Annotated in this window: 15 protein-coding genes; 10 read left to right on the forward strand and 5 right to left on the reverse strand. The window is 71.3% G+C overall.

What is annotated here, in order from left to right:
• Positions 1 to 8: 8 nt before the first annotated feature.
• Entirely contained in the window at positions 9 to 1844 is a 1836-nt protein-coding gene (locus tag IU476_RS18865; RefSeq protein WP_438944029.1) for a TM0106 family RecB-like putative nuclease, read from the reverse strand.
• A 190-nt stretch (positions 1845 to 2034) separates the two neighbouring features.
• On the opposite strand from IU476_RS18865, the gene IU476_RS18870 reads away from it, so the two are divergent.
• The 6 genes from IU476_RS18870 (at position 2035) to rraA (ending at position 6073) form a co-directional block, all read left to right on the forward strand.
• On the forward strand, positions 2035 to 2676 hold the full coding sequence (locus IU476_RS18870; protein ID WP_195101822.1) for a DUF6474 family protein: 642 nt from the start codon (positions 2035 to 2037) through the stop codon (positions 2674 to 2676).
• Between the two features lie 15 nt (positions 2677 to 2691).
• A complete protein-coding gene (locus IU476_RS18875) occupies positions 2692 to 3318 on the forward strand; it encodes a hypothetical protein (protein WP_228823828.1) in 627 nt (208 codons plus the stop codon).
• A gap of 39 nt (positions 3319 to 3357) precedes the next feature.
• Entirely contained in the window at positions 3358 to 4011 is a 654-nt protein-coding gene (locus IU476_RS18880; RefSeq protein WP_195101823.1) for a YcnI family protein, read from the forward strand.
• The gene (locus tag IU476_RS18885) at positions 4011 to 4547 is read left to right on the forward strand and encodes a copper resistance CopC family protein (RefSeq protein ID WP_438944037.1); all 537 of its coding nucleotides are present in this window, start codon (positions 4011 to 4013) and stop codon (positions 4545 to 4547) included. The genes IU476_RS18880 and IU476_RS18885 overlap by 1 nt, the downstream gene beginning before the upstream one ends.
• Entirely contained in the window at positions 4544 to 5485 is a 942-nt protein-coding gene (locus IU476_RS18890) for a CopD family protein (protein ID WP_195101825.1), read from the forward strand. The genes IU476_RS18885 and IU476_RS18890 overlap by 4 nt, the downstream gene beginning before the upstream one ends.
• A gap of 99 nt (positions 5486 to 5584) precedes the next feature.
• Positions 5585 to 6073 carry a ribonuclease E activity regulator RraA gene (gene rraA, locus IU476_RS18895; protein WP_195101826.1) on the forward strand — a complete coding sequence of 163 codons (489 nt, stop codon included), beginning with the start codon at positions 5585 to 5587 and terminating at the stop codon, positions 6071 to 6073.
• 46 nt (positions 6074 to 6119) lie between these two features.
• On the opposite strand, the gene IU476_RS18900 is transcribed toward rraA, so the two are convergent.
• Positions 6120 to 6341: an RNA-binding S4 domain-containing protein gene (locus tag IU476_RS18900; RefSeq protein ID WP_195101827.1), complete on the reverse strand. Its 222-nt coding sequence runs from the start codon at positions 6339 to 6341 to the stop codon at positions 6120 to 6122.
• 108 nt (positions 6342 to 6449) lie between these two features.
• On the opposite strand from IU476_RS18900, the gene lysX reads away from it, so the two are divergent.
• From lysX to IU476_RS18920, 4 genes are all read left to right on the forward strand, one after another.
• Positions 6450 to 9770, forward strand: a complete 3321-nt coding sequence (gene lysX / locus IU476_RS18905) for a bifunctional lysylphosphatidylglycerol synthetase/lysine--tRNA ligase LysX (protein WP_438944030.1) — start codon at positions 6450 to 6452, stop codon at positions 9768 to 9770.
• Positions 9771 to 9845: 75 nt separating this feature from the next.
• Positions 9846 to 10478, forward strand: coding sequence for a histidine phosphatase family protein (locus IU476_RS18910; protein WP_195101831.1), 633 nt, complete (start codon positions 9846 to 9848; stop codon positions 10476 to 10478).
• Between the two features lie 109 nt (positions 10479 to 10587).
• Entirely contained in the window at positions 10588 to 10944 is a 357-nt protein-coding gene (locus IU476_RS18915) for a hypothetical protein (protein WP_195101833.1), read from the forward strand.
• A 213-nt stretch (positions 10945 to 11157) separates the two neighbouring features.
• Positions 11158 to 11511: a hypothetical protein gene (locus tag IU476_RS18920; RefSeq protein WP_195101835.1), complete on the forward strand. Its 354-nt coding sequence runs from the start codon at positions 11158 to 11160 to the stop codon at positions 11509 to 11511.
• Between the two features lie 78 nt (positions 11512 to 11589).
• On the opposite strand, the gene IU476_RS18925 is transcribed toward IU476_RS18920, so the two are convergent.
• The 3 genes from IU476_RS18925 to gltB form a co-directional block, all read right to left on the reverse strand.
• Positions 11590 to 12513 (reverse strand): cutinase family protein, encoded by a 924-nt coding sequence (locus IU476_RS18925; protein ID WP_438944031.1) that lies wholly within the window; start codon positions 12511 to 12513, stop codon positions 11590 to 11592.
• A 363-nt stretch (positions 12514 to 12876) separates the two neighbouring features.
• The gene (locus IU476_RS18930) at positions 12877 to 14346 is read right to left on the reverse strand and encodes a glutamate synthase subunit beta (RefSeq protein WP_195101839.1); all 1470 of its coding nucleotides are present in this window, start codon (positions 14344 to 14346) and stop codon (positions 12877 to 12879) included.
• Positions 14347 to 14480: 134 nt separating this feature from the next.
• Entirely contained in the window at positions 14481 to 19157 is a 4677-nt protein-coding gene (gene gltB, locus IU476_RS18935) for a glutamate synthase large subunit (RefSeq protein ID WP_195101840.1), read from the reverse strand.
• Between the last annotated feature and the right edge of the window lie 112 nt (positions 19158 to 19269).

The raw sequence follows: 19269 nt of genomic DNA on the forward strand, positions 1-19269 counted from the left end.
TGCAGATATTACGACGGCCGCGCGGGCGACGGCACGGGGCTGGGTTCTCGGAAGTCGGCCATGGCCGGGACCTCGGTCTCCGCGCCGGGCGCGCCGGGGTGACGCGGGGCCATCCACTCGCGCAGGGCCAGGGTGGCGCGCACATCGTCCTCGTTGTACTCGAACAGGCGGGTGCGCTGGGTGAGATCCGGTGCGCCGTCGTAGCCGACGGCGAGCCGGTACCAGCTCATCGAGGCCTCGCCGCCGGCCTCCGGGTCGCGCCAGGAGAAACCGGCCACCGGGGCGATCTTCTTGAGGCCCTTGCCGTTCGGGCAGATGAACTGCTCGGAGACCGCCTGGAACATGTCGACCCAGTGCGGGCCGTCGACGAATTCGCGGATCTCGTCCTCGGTGGGGATGCCCGGCATGCCCGCGAACCGGCGCGCCGACTCGTAGAGCCACTTGTCCTCCGCGGTGCGCGAATAGCAGTACGCGGCAAAGGTTTTCCCGGCCGCGACGGCCTCGGCGCGCACATCCATCAGCCAGCCCCAGAACTCGGCGAACGAGCGGGCCTCGTCGGCCGTGGGCAGCGGGTCCCAGGTGACGAACGGGCGGTACACGCCGTCGAGCAGGGTGCCCCACAGGTAGGCGCCGTACTCCTGGTAGCTCTCCAGGTCGACGTCGACCTCCACGTCGGCGCGCCGCACCCGCACCTGCTCGAAGCGGCGGACCAGCGGGGCGCCGGACATCCAGGCGCGCGCGGTGACCACCGTCTCGGCGAAGGGCTCGTACTGCCAGTCGTCGGGGTCGTCGCCGGTCCAGCCGGCCAGGTCCTCGATGGTCTGCACGCCGTGGCGGCGCAGCAGCTCGGCCCGCGAACCGGGCGCGACCAGGCTGACATCGCGATGTTCGGTGAGCCAGCGCTCGCAGCTCGGCGTCTCCGGATCGGCCGAGCGGTTCCACCAGGGGCAGCGGCGGCACTCGGGCACCTTGGACGGGATGGTCGGCAGCTCGCCGCGGACCACGGCGATCCGGTCGGCGTAGCGGCGGTCGTACTCGTCGAGCAGCGGGCCCAGGTCGTGCACCAGGATGCGGTCGAAGTGGTAACCGATGGCGCCGCCGACCAGGGCCGGGCTGGCCAGGCCGTGGCGCTGCAGCATGCGGTACAGGTGGACCAGGCGCTGCTGGTCGCGCGGCTGCGCGCGGACGCGGACGTGCCGGTCCGGTTGCGGGTCCCAGCGGTACAGGTCGGAGGTCAAGGGGTGGAAATCGGCCGGGTCCGGCTGGCGCGGATCGGTGACCTTGTGGTTCACCACGATCACCGGGAAGTAGCCGCCGCGGGCGAGATCGCGCAGCAGGATCTCCGACCCGCCGCGGCGGCCCGTCTCGGGTTCCTGTGGCAGCAGCGCGCCCCAGATGCGTTGCGCGCCCTCGGCACACGCGCGCAGGGTGGCCGCGGCGCGCTCCGCCGCCGGCAGCGCGGGATCGATGACGACCCACCGCTCCGGCGCGGCGGCGACCAGCGTGTCGCGGACCCGCTCGCGATGCGCCGCCGCGGCCTCGCGCCGCTGCTTGACGCCCGCGTCCTCGACCACGCCCGTGAGCACGCCGGGATGGGTGGCCTCCAGATGCAGCCGGTGCCGGCAGCCGATCAGTGCCCGCGCGTCGACATAGGCGGGGCGCACGTTCTCGACAGTGCTTGCGGCGGAATCGTTCTCGCGCTCGGCGCGCGGCGCCACCGCCCGCGGGCCCGCGCTGTCGGCAGCCGCGCCGACGGCGGGCGAGCCGGGCACCGCGGCCGCCTGCCGCTCGGTGCTCCCGCCGTCGTCATCGCGACCATTCCGGTCGCCGCTGCCCGAATACACGTAAGCAGTATGGTCCAGACCCCCGACAGACCCGCGAACCGCACTGGTCGCGGGGCTCCGGCGCCGCCGCGCAGCGCGCCCTCGCAGGCGCGCGCCCCGACCGGATAGGGTTGGCGCAAACTGTGTGTGCATCGAAAGACACGGCAGGTAACGGCTGCCTGCGCGGACCAGCATTACGGAGGCCTTCGGGATGGGGTTGTTCACCAAGCGCAAGGGGCGAGCGGACCGCAAAGCCCAGGCGAAAGCCCTCAAGCACAAGGCCGCCCTGGAGGCCAAGCTCGGCGCCCGCAACGAGCGCAAGCGCAATCGCGCGGAGATCCGCGCCCAGCGCGAGGTCGCCAAGCAGCAGATCGCCACGCTGAAGGCGGAGGAGAAGGCCGCGCTCAAGACCGCCGAGAAGGCCGAGCGCGACCTGCTGACCGCCGGGCAGGTCAAGAAGTACCTGGGCGTGGCCAGGGTGCTGGTGCCGGTGCTGGCGCCGCTGGCCTACCGCGCCGCCACGTTCATCCGCGGGCAGCTCGACACCCGCCGCGCGCACCGGCTGGGCATCGGACTCGATCAGCTCGGCGATTTCAGCGGGCACGGCGCCAAACTGCAGGCGCGGATCGCGAATGCCGAAGCGGCACTGACGGAGATCGCGAACAAGGCCGGCAAGGACGACGACGCCGCGAAGTTCGTCGCCACCACCCGCGACCGCGTGACGAGCCTGGCCGCCGCGGTCCGCACCGCCGAGCAGATGCCGCCGCAGCGCCGCCGCGCGGTGCACACCTCCATCTCCCACGAGCTGTCCGGCCTCGAGGCCGACATCCTCGCCCGCCTCGGCGTGCGCTGAGTCCGAGCCCCTCCGATGCTCCACCCCCGTCCGTCCCGATCCCGGCCGCTGGGTCCCGCACCCGCCGGGCCCGGTGCCGGGCCGCGGGTGGTCTCCGCCGGGCAGGTGCGCGGCGGGCTGACGGGTGCGGCGGTCGCGGTGCTGGCCGTCGCGGCGCACGGACTCGCCGGGGGTGGCCGGCCGGGTTCGACCGCGCTGACACTGCTGGTGCTCGCCGCCACGGTGTGCGGCGTCGCCGCGGGGGCCGGGCGTGCCGAAAACCTCGGGCGGGTGCGGCTTTTCGGGATGCTCGCCGGGGGTCAGCTCGCCGGGCACGCGGTCCTGACCGCGTCCGTCGGGCACGACCACGGCGCGGCGGCGCGCGGCACCGCCCATGCCGCGGACCTGCTCGTCGCGGGCGTGCACCTGCCCGCGGGCTGGATGCTGTGCGCGCACGTCGGTGCGGCCGTGCTGGGCGCGCTGCTCATCCATGCCGCCGATCGGCTGTATCGGGCTGTCTCGCAAGCCGTTCGGACGATCACCGGCTCCCCGAGCCCGCTTCCCGTCGCGTCCGCGCCCCGCTGGCAGGGCGCGGCGACCCGCTCGTATCGCTTTCTCCGTCTCGGCGCGCTCGGTCCGCGCGCGCCGCCGGTGCCGGCCTGAGCCCCCGACACCCATCCCCCCGACCGAGAAAGTTCTCGCATGTCCACAGCGATCTCGCGCACCCTCGTCGCGACCGGCGCCGCCGCCGGCCTGGCCCTGCTCGCCACCGGCACCGCCGCCGCCCACGTCACCGCCGACGCGCCCGGCGCGAAGCAGGGCGGCTACGCCGTCGTCACCTTCCGGGTCCCGACCGAATCGGCGACCGCCAACACCACCGGCCTCACCGTGAAGCTGCCCGGCCTGAGTTCGGCACGCACCGAACCGATGCCGGGCTGGAGCACCCGGATCGATAAGAACGAACAGAACCAGATCGTCGCGGTCACCTGGACCGCCGACCCCGGCAATCCCGGCGTGAGCGCGACCCAGTTCGAACGCTTCGTGCTGGCCGTCGGCCCACTGCCGCAACAGGAATCGGTGAGTTTCCCGGCCGCCCAGACCTACAGCGACGGCAAGGTCGTCGACTGGAACCAGCCGATGGGCCCGGACGGCGCGGAGCCGGAGCATCCCGCGCCCGAGATCACCCTGGCCGCAGGCGGTTCCGGGGACGACCACAGCGTGGCCGCCGAAGACCACGACACCGACGAACACGAGACCGACGGCACGGCCCGCTGGCTCGGCGGCCTCGGCCTGGCCCTCGGCGCGGTCGGCGCGCTGCTCGGCCTGGCCGCGCTGGTGCGGGGACGGCGCTCGTGATCCGGCGACTGCTCGCCGGTCTCACGGCCGCGCTGGTGCTCGGCGGACTCGCCGCGCTCACCGCCGGACCGGCTGCCGCGCACTCCGCGGTGATCGCCACCGACCCCGCCGACGGCGCGCAGCTCGCCACCGGCCCGGCTCGGGTCAGCGTCACGTTCAACGAGAACCTGCAACCGAGCTTCCCGTCGCTGACGGTGGTGGGCCCGGATGGAAACCGTTGGGACAAGGGCCAACCCGAGGTGTCGGGTCCGTCGGTGAGCGTCGAGGTCGGCGAGCTCGGACCGGCCGGGCAGTACACCGTCGCCTACCGCGTGACCTCCGCCGACGGCCACCCGGTGAGCGGCACCCGCACCTTCACCCTCACCGCGCCGGGCCACGGCACGCCGGGACCGAAGGCCGGGGCGGCCGCCGACTCCGGTGACGGCGACTCCGGCGGGATCCCGGTGTGGGTGTTCATCGTGGCCGCGGTCGTGATCCTGGGCGGTGTGCTGGCGGTGGTGCTGCTCGGCCGCGGAAGCGCCCGCAAGCAGTCGTGAGCACCGCGGCGACCGGCGGCGGACCGACCGCCCTGCGGGCGGCGCTGCTGCTGGTCGTCCCCGCCGCGCTGCTCGGCGCGGCGCTGGCGTGGGCGCTGGCCGCGCCCGATCCGGTGCAGTCCGAGGCGCCGGTGCGGGCGCTGGCCGACTGCGCCGGCGCGACGGTGCTGGGACTGGCCGCGCTGCCGCGGCTGCACGACCGCGTGCGGCCGTCGTGGCGACTGCTGGCCGGGCTCGGCGGGCTGTGGACCGCAACGGAATTCGCGGTGCTCGGCTGCGAGGCCGCCCAGGTGGTCGGTGTCCCACTGCTGCGCCTGCGGCTCGGGCAGTTCGGCGACTACCTGACCCACATCAGCGGCGGCCAGGTCGGCATCGCAATCCTGATCGGCACCTGCGCCGTCACCGGCTACTGCGCGCTGGCCTTCCGCCGGCCGCGGCACGCGACCACCGACCTGGTGCTGGTGTTCGCGGCGGTGGCGCTGGTACTGCGGCCGATCACCGGGCACATGTCGCAGCAAGCGTTCGGCTCGGTGCTGGCGGCGGGCCACGCGCTGGCCGCCGCGGTCTGGTTCGGGCTGCTGCTCGCGCTGGCGCTGGTGGTCCGCACGCGCGGCGAGTGGGCGCTGCTGCTGCCGCGCTATTCGGCGTGGGCGCTGCCGGCCCTCGCGGCCGTCACGGTGACCGGCGTGAGCAACGGCCTGATCCGGCTGGGCGGGCTGACGCCGCTGCTCGACACCGGGTACGGCCGCGTCCTGCTGGCCAAGACGGTGCTGCTGGCCGGGCTGCTCGCGCTCGGCTGGTGGTGGCGGCGGCACTGGGTGCCGCGCGCGGGCGAGCACCGCATGACGGCCGAATCCTCGCTGCGCCGAGCGATTTTCGAGGTGGTGGCGATGGCCGTGGTGTTCGGGCTGGCGGCCACGCTGGCCGTCACCGCCTGACCGGCGGCCGGCCTGCCGCGGCGCGCCGGTGACCCGCTCGGCTCCCGCACGGCCGAGGCCTCGGGAAACGCCGCGACGCGCCGTGGCAAGCTGGCAGTCGTGACCGAATCAGCGAACACCGTCGCGACAGCCGACCTGGCCGACGAGATCGGCCCCGACATCCGCAGCTGCGATACCCAGTTCATCCGGTTCGGCGGGCGGGAGGCCTTCGCCGGGCGCATCGTCACCATCCGGTGCTTCCAGGACAACCTGCTGGTCAAGCAGACGCTGAGCGAACCCGGCGCGGGCCGGGTGCTGGTGGTGGACGGCGGGGCCAGCGTGCACACCGCGCTCGTCGGCGACATCATCGCCGGGCGCGGTGTGGACAACGGCTGGTCCGGCGTCGTCGTCAACGGCGCGGTGCGGGACTCGGCGATCCTGCGCACCCTCGACATCGGCCTGAAGGCGCTGGGCACCAACCCGCGCAAGAGCACCCAGACCGGCGCGGGCGAACGCGACGTGCCGGTGGAATTCGGCGGCGTCACCTTCGTCCCGGGCGAGATGCTCTACAGCGACGCCGACGGCATCGTGGTGCGCGCCGAGGACTGAGCGCACCGAGCTACCGCGGCGCACCCGAGCCGTTGTCGCAGTTGCGTCACGCGTCGACGACGCGGACCTGGTGGCCCGCCATCGCGACCACGTCGCCCGCGTGTAGCTGCCGTCCCCGGCGTAGCTCGACCTCGTCGTTCACGCGGACCAACCCGGCGGCGATCACCGTCTTCGCCTCCGAACCGCTCTCGATGAGGTTGGCCAGCTTCAGGAACTGCCCGAGTCGAATGACATGGTCATCGATCGGCACATCGACGGGATCCGACATGCCTACATCATTACCCGGACGCGCCGGTCGGCCGCATCCCGGCCCTGCGGCACGGACATGCCCACTTACGTTCTGTGCACGAGCCCGGTCAACATTCACACTGATTCGGTGACTTCGACGCAGGACCGGCAACACCAGGACACCGAGCACAGACCGCGGTCGCCGGAGGTGCCGCATCGCGGGCACGGGCGGTTGCGCGAGGTGCCCCACATCGTGGGACTCGTCCTGGGCGTCTTCGCCGTCCTGTGCGGCCTGTGGAGCATCTCCCCCGGCCTGCGTTTCATCACCCAGGTTCCCCGTCGCTATCTGGACGCCTACTACTTCGACGCGCCCGACACCAGCCTGGTGTGGGCCCTGATCGTCGGCCTGCTCGCCGGCGCCACGGCCAGCCGCAAGCGCATCGCGTGGTGGCTGCTGGTGGTGTACATGGCGCTGCTGGCGCTGGCCAACGCGCTCGAGTTCGCCGACGAGGGCAATATCCACGACCTGGTCGCGCTGGTGGTGCACGCGCTGGTGATCGGCCTGCTGATCGCCGCCTGGTCGGAGTTCTACACCCAGGTCCGCCGGGGTGCGGTGTGGCGGGCGCTAGGCGTGCTGGCGGGCGGGCTGGCGCTGGGCTGCCTGATCGGCTGGGGTCTGGTGGAGTTGTTCCCGGGCAGTCTCCCGCGCGGGGCCGAGCGCCCGCTGTGGGCCGTGTCCCGGGTGACCGCAACGATCCTGGTCAGCAACGACAACTTCGACGGTCACCCACCGCACCTGGTCAACCTGGCGCTCGGCTTCTTCGGCTTCGTCGCGTTGATGACGGCGGTGATCGTGCTGTTCCGTTCGCAGCGCGCCGAGAACGCCATGACCGGACCGGACGAGTCGGCCCTGCGCGGCCTGCTGGAGCGCGCGGACGTCGAGGATTCCCTGGGCTACTTCGCGACTCGCCGCGACAAGGCGGTGGTCTTCGCGCCGAGCGGCAAGGCGGCGATCACCTATCGCGTGGAGTGGGGCGTGTGCCTCGCCTCGGGCGACCCGATCGGCGTGCGGGAGGCGTGGCCGCAGGCGATCGACGCCTGGCTGCGGCTGGCCGACCGGTACGGCTGGGCCCCCGCGGTGATGGGCGCCGGCGAGCAGGGCGCGACGGCCTACCGCCGGGCCGGGCTGTCGGCGCTGCGGCTGGGCGACGAGGCGATCCTCGACACCCGCTCGTTCTCGCTGGCCGGGCCGGAGATGAAGCAGGTCCGCCAGGCCGCCAACCGCCTCCTGAAACACGGCTTCACGGTCCGGTTCCGGCGGCACAGCGAGCTCACGCCCGACGAGACCCAGCAGATGATCGCCCGCGCCGACACCTGGCGCGACACCGAGACCGAGCGCGGCTTCTCGATGGCGCTGGGCCGCCTCGGCGACCCGCTCGACGGCGACTGCCTGCTGGTCGAGGCGGTGGACGCGCAGGGCCGCGTGCTGGGCATGCTGTCGCTGGTGCCGTGGGGCCGCACGGGCGTCTCGCTGGACGTGATGCGACGGGATCCCAAGGGCCCCAACGGGATCATGGAGCTGATGATCTCGCAGCTGGCGCTGAGTTCGAGCCGGTACGGCATCACCCGGGTGTCGCTGAACTTCGCGGTGTTCCGGTCGGTGTTCGAGGAGGGCGGGCGCATCGGCGCGGGGCCGGTGCTGCGGTTGTGGCGCAGCGTGCTGATGTTCTTCTCGCGCTGGTGGCAGCTCGAGGCGCTGTACCGGTCGAACGTGAAGTACCAGCCGCAGTGGGTGCCGCGGTTCTTCCTGTTCGAGGACCGCCGCCAGCTGCCCCGGGTGGCGATGGCCAGCGCGCTGGCCGAAGGGTTCCTGCCGCGGTTCGGCAAGCAGCCCGACGCCACCGCGCACACCGGCCTGCGCCCGGCCGTGCCCGCCACGATCACCGGCCTGCGTCCCGACGGCAGCGCGCCGGAGCCGCCGCCCGCCGAACTCGAGCAGGCCGCGGCGCGCCGGCCCGAGCAGGTGCGGGTGCGGATGGACAAGGTCCGGCGGCTGGAGGCCGCGGGCGTGGACGTCTATCCGGTCGCCTATCCCCCGACCCACACCGTGGCCGCGGCCCGGCGCTCCCCCAAGGGCACCACGGTGCGAGTGTGCGGGCGGCTCTTGCGGATTCGCGACTACGGCGGGGTGATCTTCGCGGTGCTGCGCGACTGGTCCGCCGACATCCAGCTGGTCATCGACCGCGGCCGGGTGGGCGCCGACCGGTCCGCCGACTTCGACCAGTACTTCGATCTCGGTGACCTGATCGAGGTCAGTGGCCAGGTCGGGCACAGCCGCCGCGGCGAGCTGTCGCTGCTGGCGCAGGACTGGCGGATGATCGGCAAGTGCCTGCACCCGCTGCCGGACAAGTGGAAGGGCCTCGCCGATGCCGAGGCGCGGGTGCGGCAGCGCTACGTCGACATGGCGATCAACACCGAGGCCCGCGAGCTGCTGGCCAAGCGCAGCGCGGTGGTCCGCTCGCTGCGGGACACCTTGAGCGGCTGGGGTTTTCTCGAGGTGGAGACGCCCGTGCTGCAGCAGGTGCACGGCGGCGCCAACGCCACGCCGTTCGCCACCCACATCAACGCCTACGACCTGGACCTGTATCTGCGCATCGCGCCGGAGCTGTATCTCAAGCGGCTGTGCGTCGGCGGTATGGAGAAGGTGTTCGAGCTGGGCCGGGTGTTCCGCAACGAGGGTGTGGACTACAGCCACAACCCGGAGTTCACCATTCTCGAGGCCTACGAGGCGCACAGCGACTACGAGCGGATGATGCACGCCTGCCGCCAGCTCATCCAGGAGGCGGCCGTGGCCGCCAACGGCCGGTGCGTCGCGCTGCGGCACAATCCGGACGGCACGCTGACCGAGGTCGACATCTCCGGCGACTGGCCGGTGCAGACCGTGCACGGCGCGATCTCGGCGGCCCTCGGCGAGACGATCGGCCCCGACACCGAGGTGGAGCGGCTGCGCACGCTCTGCGACAAGGCCGACGTGCCCTACCAGTTCGGTTGGGACGCCGGGCAGATCGTGCTGGAGATGTACGAGCACCTGGTGGAGAACCGCACCGAGGAACCGACCTTCTACATCGACTTCCCCACCTCGGTGTCGCCGCTGACCCGCGCCCACCGCAGCATTCCCGGCGTGGCGGAGCGCTGGGACCTGGTGGCCTGGGGCGTGGAACTGGGCACCGCCTACAGCGAGCTGACCAATCCGATCGAACAGCGCCGCCGCCTCACCGAACAGTCGCTGCTGGCCGCGGGCGGCGACCCGGAGGCGATGGAACTGGACGAGGACTTCCTGCAGGCCCTGGAATTCGCGATGCCGCCGACCGGCGGGCTGGGCGTCGGCGTGGACCGGGTGGTCATGCTGATCACCGGCCGCAGCATCCGCGAAACTCTGCCCTTCCCTTTGGTGAAACCACGCACCTGAGCAAGTGCCCTACCTTCCGGCAGAAGCCGGGTGCCGGGGAGTGGCAGGCGTGGGCGGTACGGCAGAGTGAGGTGCGTGCAGTTGGTTCTCGTACGTCATGCGCAGCCGGAGCGGGTGTTCACCACCTCCGGACCGGCCGATCCGGAGCTCACGGAACTGGGGTCCGAGCAGGCGGCGCGGGTGCCGGATGTGCTGGCGCGGCTGGAGGGCGGGCCGCACCGGGTCACCCGGGTGGTCAGTAGTCCGCAGCGCCGTGCCCGGGCCACGGCCGTGCCGACCGCGGAGAAGCTCGGGCTCCCGGTGGAGACCGTCGACGACCTCGCCGAGTACGACCGCGACCTGCCGGTGTACATCCCCATCGAGGACGCGCGCCGGGAATTCCAGGCCACCTACGACCGCATCAAGGCCGGCTATCTGCCCGAGCAGATCGACGGCCCGGCGTTCGTCCGCCGCGTGCTCACCTCCTTCGACGACCTCGTCACGGCCGCGGGCCGAACCGACACCGTGGTGGTCTTCGCGCACGGCGGCGTGATCAACGTGCTGCTACAGGACGTGCTCGGCCTGGACCGCCCGCTCACCTTCCCGATCGACTATTGTTCGATCACTCGAATCCTGTACTCGCGCACCGGTACCCGCACCGCGGCCACCATCAACGAGAACGGGCACGTGTGGGACCTGCTCCCCCGCAATCTTCCCGGCGGCGCCTGACTCCCAGGAAACTCCCGGGATTCCCAGGAGACTGCCAGCCCGGTCGGATACCGGTCTCAGTGACGGATCGTTCCATGGGGCTTCGTGAGCCGCGCGATCGAGGCGGCTCATGTTCCTAGAGAAAGGCATTCCGTTGCTCTCAACCAGGAAGTCCACTCGCCCGCGCCGCACGGTGGCCCGCCTCGCCGTCGCCGGCGCGCTGGCCGCGGTGCCGATCGCCGCCGTCGCGGTCCCGGCCTTCGCCGACGCGCCCGCCGCCGGTGACGTCGACTGGCCGCAGCACCACGGCGACGGCGACCACCACCGCCACGGACCGGGCGACGGCCCGTGGCAGGGCGGTCCCGGCGGTCCGGGTGGTCCCGGCGGCCCCGGTTTCCCGGGCGGTCCCGGGTTCCCCGGCGGTCCCGGTCCGTTCCACCCGGGTCCCGACGGCCCGCCGCTGCCGCCCACCGGTTCCTTCGGCTGATCGACAGAACCCTTCGACACGAGGGCCACTCCCGAAGAGTGGCCCTCGTGTCGTCTACCGACCCTCGACGTGCGCCGACGAGTTGCCCACGCACCACTTTCCGTTCCCAGAGGGTTGCCAGCCTGATCGCATTCCGGTCCCAGCCACCGCGACTTGGATGGGAACCATGAACGCCGACCGCGGCGATTCATCTTCCGACAGAAAGGGATTGCGTTGTCGAACACCGCGAACACCTCGTCCACCAAGCCGAACCGCGCCCGCCGCCGGGTGATCCGCGTGGCCGCCGCCGGCGCGCTGGCCGCCGTCTCCCTGACGGCCGTCGCCGTCCCGGCCTTCGCCGCCACCACCGACTCGGACGTGAGCGCCACCTCGATCGCCTGGCAGCCGGACGGCCAGCGCCCGCAAGGCGATCAGGACCACCGCGACGACGGCGACCGCCGGGACGGCGATCACCGCGGCGACGACCAGCGCGGCCCCGACGGCGACAACCGCCGCCCCGACGCCCCGAACCAGAACCCGAGCCCGTTCCCGGGCTTCCAGCTCCCCTCCACCGGCTCGGCGGGGTAGCTACCCACAACGACCGAGGGCCGCTCCCCGTGGGGAGCGGCCCTCGAAACTTCACGAAACCCGTTGCCGGGCCGCGGCTCACGCCATGCCGGCGATCCAGTTGTGCATCCAGGAGATGGCGGTCTGCCCGCCACCGACCCGGTAGTTGCCGTAGGAGGTGTGCGCGCCGGAACCGTAGAAGTCCTCGAGCTGCGTCACGCGCTGCTTGTTGGCGTCCTCGGACAGCTGGGACTGCAGGGTCGGGATGCCGCCGTGCGCCATCAGGTCGCCGACGATCGAACCCGCCTCCAGCTGGTAGCGCCACATGTTGGCCGCGGTCGCGCCGGAGGCCTGCGCCAGGAACCCGGCGAAGCGGGTGACGAAGTCCGTGTCGGCGGTCGAGCAGTACAGGTCGCCCTCGGCGCAGATGGTCCGGACCCGGTCGCTGACGAAACCGAAACCGCCCAGCCGCGGCCCGCTCGCGCCGGCGCCGCCGACGACGGGACCCACCTGAACGTCGGCCGGCGAGCGCCGCGGGTCGGAGATCAGCCCGACACCGGCGATCCGGTCCGGGGGCACCACGCCGAGGCCGGTGCCGATCTCGGCGGCCAGGTCGCCCGCCGCGTCCGCGCCCTGGCTGTAGCCGACGAGGGCGTACCGGGTGGCGGCGCAGCTCACGGCCTTGTCGTGGATGAGTCCGCGAGCGGCATCGATCGCCTGCTTCTTGGACGCGCCGTAGATATCGCCCTCCCAGGGGAAGGCCGTCGCCGCGTAGGAGACGTAGTCGACGTCCGTGTTGCTCGGCAGACCGCGCGTCACGCCCGCCAGCATGCCGGGACCCGTCATGTCCTCGGGCTTGTGGTCGCCGGTTTCCCAAGTACCGGGAATGGCAACCACATACAGGCTCGGGCAACCGGGATCCGCTGCGGCGGAACCGGTTCCGAGCGTGGCGCCGGTCATCACGACACCAGACAACACCGCTGCCGCTGCGCCCGCAGCCGCGACAAACTTCTTCAACCGCATACCGCTCCAGTTCAAGCCTGCCCCGGCACGGGGACATCCCGACTCGTTTCGCCATCATGGTGGCGGCACCGAATTTCCGAACGGTAAACAACGGGCTAACCGAAGTTGCGCATTACCCCGAGCACGGAAAACAGACCATTCGGCCGGTTCGGCGGCACACCGCTGCTAAGAATAAAGGGCACTTACCCGAAGTGCCATTCGACCACACCGACATGTCCGATTTCCGTCGGATTCGGCGGCGGCGCGGCCGTTTCCGCACTACGGGCCCACCGCGGCGCGAACGACATCCGCCCGGACCGGACGGCCCCGGAAGACGAGAAGTGCCCGCGGGCAACGACCCGCGGGCACTCTCGTCGTACAGCGCTAGCGCTGGGCGACCGTCGTCGGCGCGATCGGCGACGGCAGCGCCGTCTCGCCCTCGAGGAACTTGTCCACCGCCGACGCGACGGCCCGGCCCTCGGCGATGGCCCACACGATCAGCGACTGGCCGCGGCCCATGTCACCGGCGGCGAACACGCCGGGCACCGTGGTCTGGAACTCGCCGTCGCGCTTGACGTTGCCGCGCTGGTCGTAGCCGACGCCCAGGTCCTCGAGCAGGCCCGGCTTCTGCGGCCCGGTGAAGCCCATGGCCAGCAGCACCAGATCGGCCTCGAGGGTGAAGTCGGAGCCCTCGACCTTCTCGAAGCGCCCGTTGACCATCTGCACCTCGTGCGCCTGCAGCGCGGTGACCTTGCCGTCCTCGCCGACGAAGCGCTCGGTGTTGACCGAGTACACCCGCTCGCCGCCCTCCTCGTGCGCCGAGGAGACCCGGTACATCAGCGGGTAGGTCGGCCACGGCGTCGAGTCGGCGCGCGCCTCCGGCGGCCGCGGCATGATCTCGAACTGGTGCACACTGGCCGCGCCCTGGCGGTGCGAGGTGCCCAGGCAGTCGGCGCCGGTGTCGCCGCCGCCGATGATGACGACCTTCTTGCCGCGCGCGTTGATCGGCGGCAGGCCGTCCTCGTCGGTGATCGGGTCACCGAGCTGCACGCGGTTGGCCAGCGGCAGGAACTCCATCGCCTGGTGGATGCCGTCCAGGTCGCGGCCCGGGATCGGCAGATCGCGCGCGATGGTCGACCCGCCGGCCAGCACCACCGCGTCGAACTTCGCGCGCAGCTGCGCCGCGGTGATGTCCACGCCCACGTTCACGCCGGCCTTGAAGACGGTGCCCTCGGCCTCCATCTGCGCCAGGCGGCGGTCGATGAAGCGCTTCTCCATCTTGAATTCCGGGATGCCGTAGCGCAGCAGGCCGCCGATGCGGTCGTCGCGCTCGAACACCGTCACCGTGTGCCCGGCCCGGGTGAGCTGCTGGGCCGCGGCCAGACCGGCCGGGCCCGAGCCCACCACGGCGACCTTCTTGCCGGTCAGCCGGGTCGGGTACACCGGCGCCACCCAGCCCTCGTCGAAGGCGTTCTCGATGAGTTCGACCTCGACCTGCTTGATGGTCACCGGGTCCTGGTTGATGCCGAGCACGCACGACGCCTCGCACGGCGCCGGGCACAGCCGCCCGGTGAACTCCGGGAAGTTGTTGGTGGCGTGCAGGCGATCGATGCCCTCGCGCCAATTGCCCCGGTACACCAGGTCGTTCCACTCGGGAATCAGGTTCCCCAGCGGACACCCGTTGTGGCAGAACGGGATTCCGCAGTCCATGCAGCGGCTGGCCTGGGTCTGCAGGGTCTCGTGCGGGAAACCCTCCTCGTAGACCTCTTTCCAGTCCATCAGCCGCAGCGGCACGGGCCGCCGGGTCGGCAGCTCCCGCTTCGTGTGCTTCAGAAATCCTTGTGCGTCACCCATGAACGGCCTCTGACCTCCGCGCCTCCTCGGCGCACCCAACAGATACGGTGCTTTGCCCGATGCCGCCCGGGCGGGGGCGCTGCGTGGTTACGCAAGCTGCCTCCTCCGCGCCCTGACCGCCCGGACGGGTCATCTCAGCCACGGGCGGCTTCCATGATTGCTTCGTCGACGTTCCTGCCGGCCTTCTCAGCCTCGGAGATAGCCAGCAGTACCTTCTTGTAGTCGCGCGGCATAACCTTCACGAAGTGGTTCACCTGCTGCGACCAGTCACCCAGAATCCGCTCCGCGACGGCCGATCCGGTCTCGTCGCGGTGCCGGGTGATGATGTCGCGCAGCCACGTGAAGTCGTCGCCGGACAGCGCCTCGATCGCGTCGGCCTGCTCGGGGTTGATGCGCTCGCCGAACCGGCCCTCCGGGTCGTAGACGAAGGCGATGCCGCCCGACATGCCGGCGCCGAAGTTGCGCCCGGTCTCGCCGAGGATGACCACCCGGCCGCCGGTCATGTACTCGCAGGCGTGGTCGCCCACGCCCTCCACGACCGCCGTGGCGCCCGAGTTGCGCACCGCGAACCGCTCGCCGACCACGCCGCGGATCAGTGCCTCGCCGCTGGTGGCGCCGAACAGGATCACGTTGCCCGCGATGATGTTCTGCTCCGCCACGAACTCCGCCGGGGCGTTCAGCGCGGGCCGCACCACCAGGTGGCCGCCCGAAAGACCCTTGCCGACATAGTCGTTCGCGTCACCGAACACCCGCAGCGTGATGCCCGCCGGGACGAACGCGCCGAAGCTGTTGCCCGCCGAACCGGTGAAGGTGATGTCGATGGTGTCGTCGGGCAGGCCCGCGCCGCCGTAGAGCTTGGTGACCTCGTGGCCGAGCATGGTGCCGACGGTGCGGTTCACGTTCGTGATCTTGGTCTCGAACTTCACCGGCTTGCCGCGCTCCAGCGCGTCGGCGGACTGGGCGATGAGCTGGTTGTCCAGCGCCTTGTCCAGGCCGTGGTCCTGCTCCTTGGTGCGCCGGCGGTCCTGGTACATGAACGCCGTCTCGACGTCGTCGAGGATCGGCGACAGGTCCAGCTTGGCGGCCTTCCAGTGCTCCTTGGCCTGGGTGGTGTCGAGCAGGTCGACCCGGCCGATGGCCTCGTCGAGGGTGCGGAAGCCCAGCGACGCCAGCAGCTCGCGCACCTCCTCGGCGATGAACAGCATGAAGTTCTCGACGAACTCCGGCTTGCCCGAGAAGCGTTCGCGCAGCACCGGATTCTGTGTCGCCACGCCCACCGGGCAGGTGTCGAGGTGGCACACGCGCATCATGATGCAGCCCGACACCACCAGCGGCGCGGTCGCAAAGCCGTACTCCTCGGCGCCGAGCAGCGCGGCGATCATGACGTCGCGGCCGGTCTTCATCTGACCGTCCACCTGCACCACGATGCGGTCGCGCAGGCCGTTGAGCAGCAGCGTCTGCTGGGTCTCGGCGAGGCCGAGCTCCCACGGGCCGCCCGCGTGCTTGAGCGAGGTGAGCGGCGAGGCGCCGGTGCCGCCGTCGTGACCCGAGATCAGCACCACGTCGGCGTGCGCCTTGGAGACGCCCGCAGCGACCGTGCCGACGCCCGGCTCCGCGACCAGCTTCACGTGGATCCGCGCCTGCGGGTTCGCGTTCTTCAGGTCGTGGATCAGCTGGGCCAGATCCTCGATGGAGTAGATGTCGTGGTGCGGCGGCGGCGAGATGAGGCCGACGCCCGGCGTGGAGTGCCGCACCTCGGCGACCCACGGGTACACCTTGTGCGCCGGAAGCTGGCCGCCCTCACCGGGTTTCGCGCCCTGCGCCATCTTGATCTGGATGTCGGTGCAGTTGGTCAGGTAGTGCGCGGTCACGCCGAAGCGGCCGGAGGCCACCTGCTTGATCGCGCTGCGCCGCCAGTCGCCGTTCTCCTCCGGCTCGAAGCGGGCCGGGGACTCGCCGCCCTCGCCCGAGTTCGAGCGGCCGCCGAGCCGGTTCATCGCGATGGCCAGGGTCTCGTGCGCCTCGGCGGAGATGGAGCCGTAGCTCATCGCGCCGGTGGAGAACCGCTTGGCGATGTCGCGGGCCGACTCCACCTCGTCGATCGGGATGGCGTGGCGGCCTTCGGTCCGGAACTTGAACAGGCCGCGCAGCGAGGCCAGCCGCTCGGACTGGTCGTCGACGAGCCGGGTGTACTCCTTGAAGATCTTGTACTGCCCGGTGCGGGTGGCGTGCTGCAGCTTGAACACCGTGTCCGGGTTGAACAGGTGGTACTCGCCCTCGCGCCGCCACTGGTACTCGCCGCCCACCTCGAGCTCGCGGTGCGCGCGCTCGTTGCGGTTCTCCAGGAACGCCACCCGGTGCCGGGCCGCGACCTCGGCCGCGATGTCGTCGAGGCCGATGCCGTCCAGCGGCGAGCTGAGACCGGTGAAGTACTGGTCGCACAGCTCCTGCGAGAGACCCACGACCTGGAACAGCTGCGCGCCGCGGTAGGAGGCGATGGTGGAGATGCCCATCTTGGACATCACCTTCAGCACGCCCTTGCCGGCGCCCTTGATGTAGTTCTTGCACGCCTTGTCGTAGTCGGCGGCGAGGTCGCCGGTGCTGTCCGGCATCTGCAGCGCGTTGCGCTCGAGCATGTCCTCGATCGACTCGAAGGCCATGTACGGGTTGATCGCGGCCGCGCCGAAGCCGACCAGCATGGCCATGTGGTGTACCTCGCGGGCGTCACCGGCCTCCACGACCAGGCCGACCTTGGTGCGGGTGCGCTCACGCACCAGGTGGTGGTGCACCGACGCGGTGAGCAGCAGCGACGGGATCGGCGCCAGCTTCTCGTTGGACTCGCGGTCGGACAGCACGATGATGCGCGCGCCGCCGTCGATGGCGGTCGACACCTGCTCGTTGATGGCCTGCAGCGCCTTGCGCAGGCCCTTGCCGCCCTTCTTGACCGGGTACAGGCCGTGCACCACGACCGAGCGCAGGCCCGGGTGCGAGCCGTCGTCGTTGATGTGGACGAGCTTGGCCAGCTCGTCGTTGTCCAGGATCGGCTGGGTCAGCGTGATCTGGCGACAGGAGTCCGCGCTCGGGTGCAGCAGGTCGGCCTCCGGGCCGATCATGCTGCGCAGGCTGGTCACGATCTCCTCGCGGATGGCGTCCAGCGGCGGATTGGTGACCTGCGCGAACAACTGCGAGAAGTAGTCGAACAGCAGCCGCGGGCGGGCCGAGAGCACCGCGATCGGGGTGTCGGTGCCCATCGAGCCGAGCGCCTCGCCGCCGGTCTTGGCCATCGGCGAGATCAGCAGGCTCAGTTCCTCGGTGGTGTATCCGAAGATCTGCTGCCGGATCAGGACGCGGTCGTGCGACATGTGCACGTGCGGGCGGTCGGGCAGGTCCGACAGCTTGGTCGGGCCGTCGTCCAGCCACTCCTGGTACGGGTGCTCGTTGGCGAGCTGGGTCTTGATCTCGTCGTCGCCGATGATGCGGCCCTGCGAGGTGTCGACCAGGAACATCCGGCCCGGCTGCAGGCGGACCTTCTTGACCACCTTGGACGGCTCGATGTCCAGCACGCCGACCTCGGAGGCCATCACGACCAGGCCGTCGTCGGTCACCCAGATGCGCGAGGGGCGCAGGCCGTTGCGGTCGAGCACGGCGCCGATGACGGTGCCGTCGGAGAAGCACACCGAGGCCGGGCCGTCCCACGGCTCCATCAGGAACGAGTGGTAGCGGTAGAAGGCGCGCCGGGCGGGATCCATCGACTCGGCCCGCTCCCAGGCCTCCGGGATCATCATCAGCACGGCGTGCGGCAGGCTGCGGCCACCCAGGTGCAGCAGCTCGAGCACCTCGTCGAAGCGCGCGGTGTCCGAGGCGCCCGGGGTGCAGACGGGGAAGATCTTCTCCAGGCGGTTGCGGCCCTCGTGGTCGGTGCCGAACACGTCGGAGTTCAGCAGCGCCTCGCGGGCGCGCATCCAGTTCTCGTTGCCGGTGACGGTGTTGATCTCACCGTTGTGCGCGACGCGGCGGAACGGGTGGGCCAGCGGCCAGGACGGGAAGGTGTTGGTGGAGAAGCGGGAGTGCACGATGCCCAGCGCCGACTCCACCCGGTCGTCCTGCAGATCCAGGTAGAACGCGCGCAGCTGCGGCGTGGTGAACATGCCCTTGTAGATGAAGGTCTGCCCGGACAGGCTCGGGAAGTACACGGTCTCGCGGCCGACCGCGCCTTCGCCGGGACCCTGCTTGCCGAGCTCGTGCTCGACGCGCTTGCGCACCACGTAGGCGCGGCGCTCCAGGTCCATGCCGGACAGCTGCTCGCTCGAGTCGGCCGGCGAGGCGATGAAGAGCTGACGGAAGGTCGGCATGGCATCGCGCGACAGCGCGCCCAGCGACGACTCGTCGATGGGCACCTCGCGCCAGCCGAGGACCGCCAGGCCCTCTTCCTTGACGATCTTCTCGACGTGGTACCGGGCGCGGGCCGCCTCGCGACGGGCCTGCGGGAGGAAGGCGATACCCGTGGCGTAGGCGCCCGCGGCGGGCAGCTCGAAGTCCACGACGGCACGGAAGAACTTGTCCGGTACCTGGATCAGGATGCCGGCGCCGTCGCCCGAGTTGGGTTCGGCGCCCGCGGCACCGCGGTGCTCCAGGTTCAGCAACGCCGTAATCGCCTTGTCGACGATGTCGCGGCTGCGACGGCCGTGCATGTCGACGACGAACGCGACACCGCAGGCGTCGTGCTCGTTCGCCGGGTCATAGAGACCGGTGGGTCCGTGCCCGTAACCGGCACCGCCGGTGGGGGACCTGTGGCCAGGAAGTTGCGTCATGCCTCTGCCTTCAAAAAAATCAGGCCTTCGATGAAATCGGGCCTTCGTCGAACGCCTCCGTCTAGACTGCGCCCGGACGTTTCGGAGACCAGCGGCGCTGATGGTCATCCCG

This window comes from Nocardia blacklockiae (genome assembly GCF_015477355.1).
GTDB classification, from domain to species: Bacteria; Actinomycetota; Actinomycetes; order Mycobacteriales; family Mycobacteriaceae; genus Nocardia; species Nocardia blacklockiae.

Excerpts from the sequence above, each read along its gene's own strand:
- IU476_RS18870 (WP_195101822.1), top strand. The coding sequence starts at position 2,035 with ATGGGGTTGTTCACCAAGCGCAAGGGGCGAGCGGACCGCAAAGCCCAG.
- IU476_RS18875 (WP_228823828.1), top strand. The coding sequence starts at position 2,692 with ATGCTCCACCCCCGTCCGTCCCGATCCCGGCCGCTGGGTCCCGCACCC.
- IU476_RS18880 (WP_195101823.1), top strand. The coding sequence starts at position 3,358 with ATGTCCACAGCGATCTCGCGCACCCTCGTCGCGACCGGCGCCGCCGCC.
- IU476_RS18900 (WP_195101827.1), bottom strand. The coding sequence starts at position 6,341 with ATGTCGGATCCCGTCGATGTGCCGATCGATGACCATGTCATTCGACTC.
- IU476_RS18915 (WP_195101833.1), top strand. The coding sequence starts at position 10,588 with ATGTTCCTAGAGAAAGGCATTCCGTTGCTCTCAACCAGGAAGTCCACT.
- IU476_RS18925 (WP_438944031.1), bottom strand. The coding sequence starts at position 12,513 with ATGCGGTTGAAGAAGTTTGTCGCGGCTGCGGGCGCAGCGGCAGCGGTG.
- IU476_RS18930 (WP_195101839.1), bottom strand. The coding sequence starts at position 14,346 with ATGGGTGACGCACAAGGATTTCTGAAGCACACGAAGCGGGAGCTGCCG.
- gltB (WP_195101840.1), bottom strand. The coding sequence starts at position 19,157 with ATGACGCAACTTCCTGGCCACAGGTCCCCCACCGGCGGTGCCGGTTAC.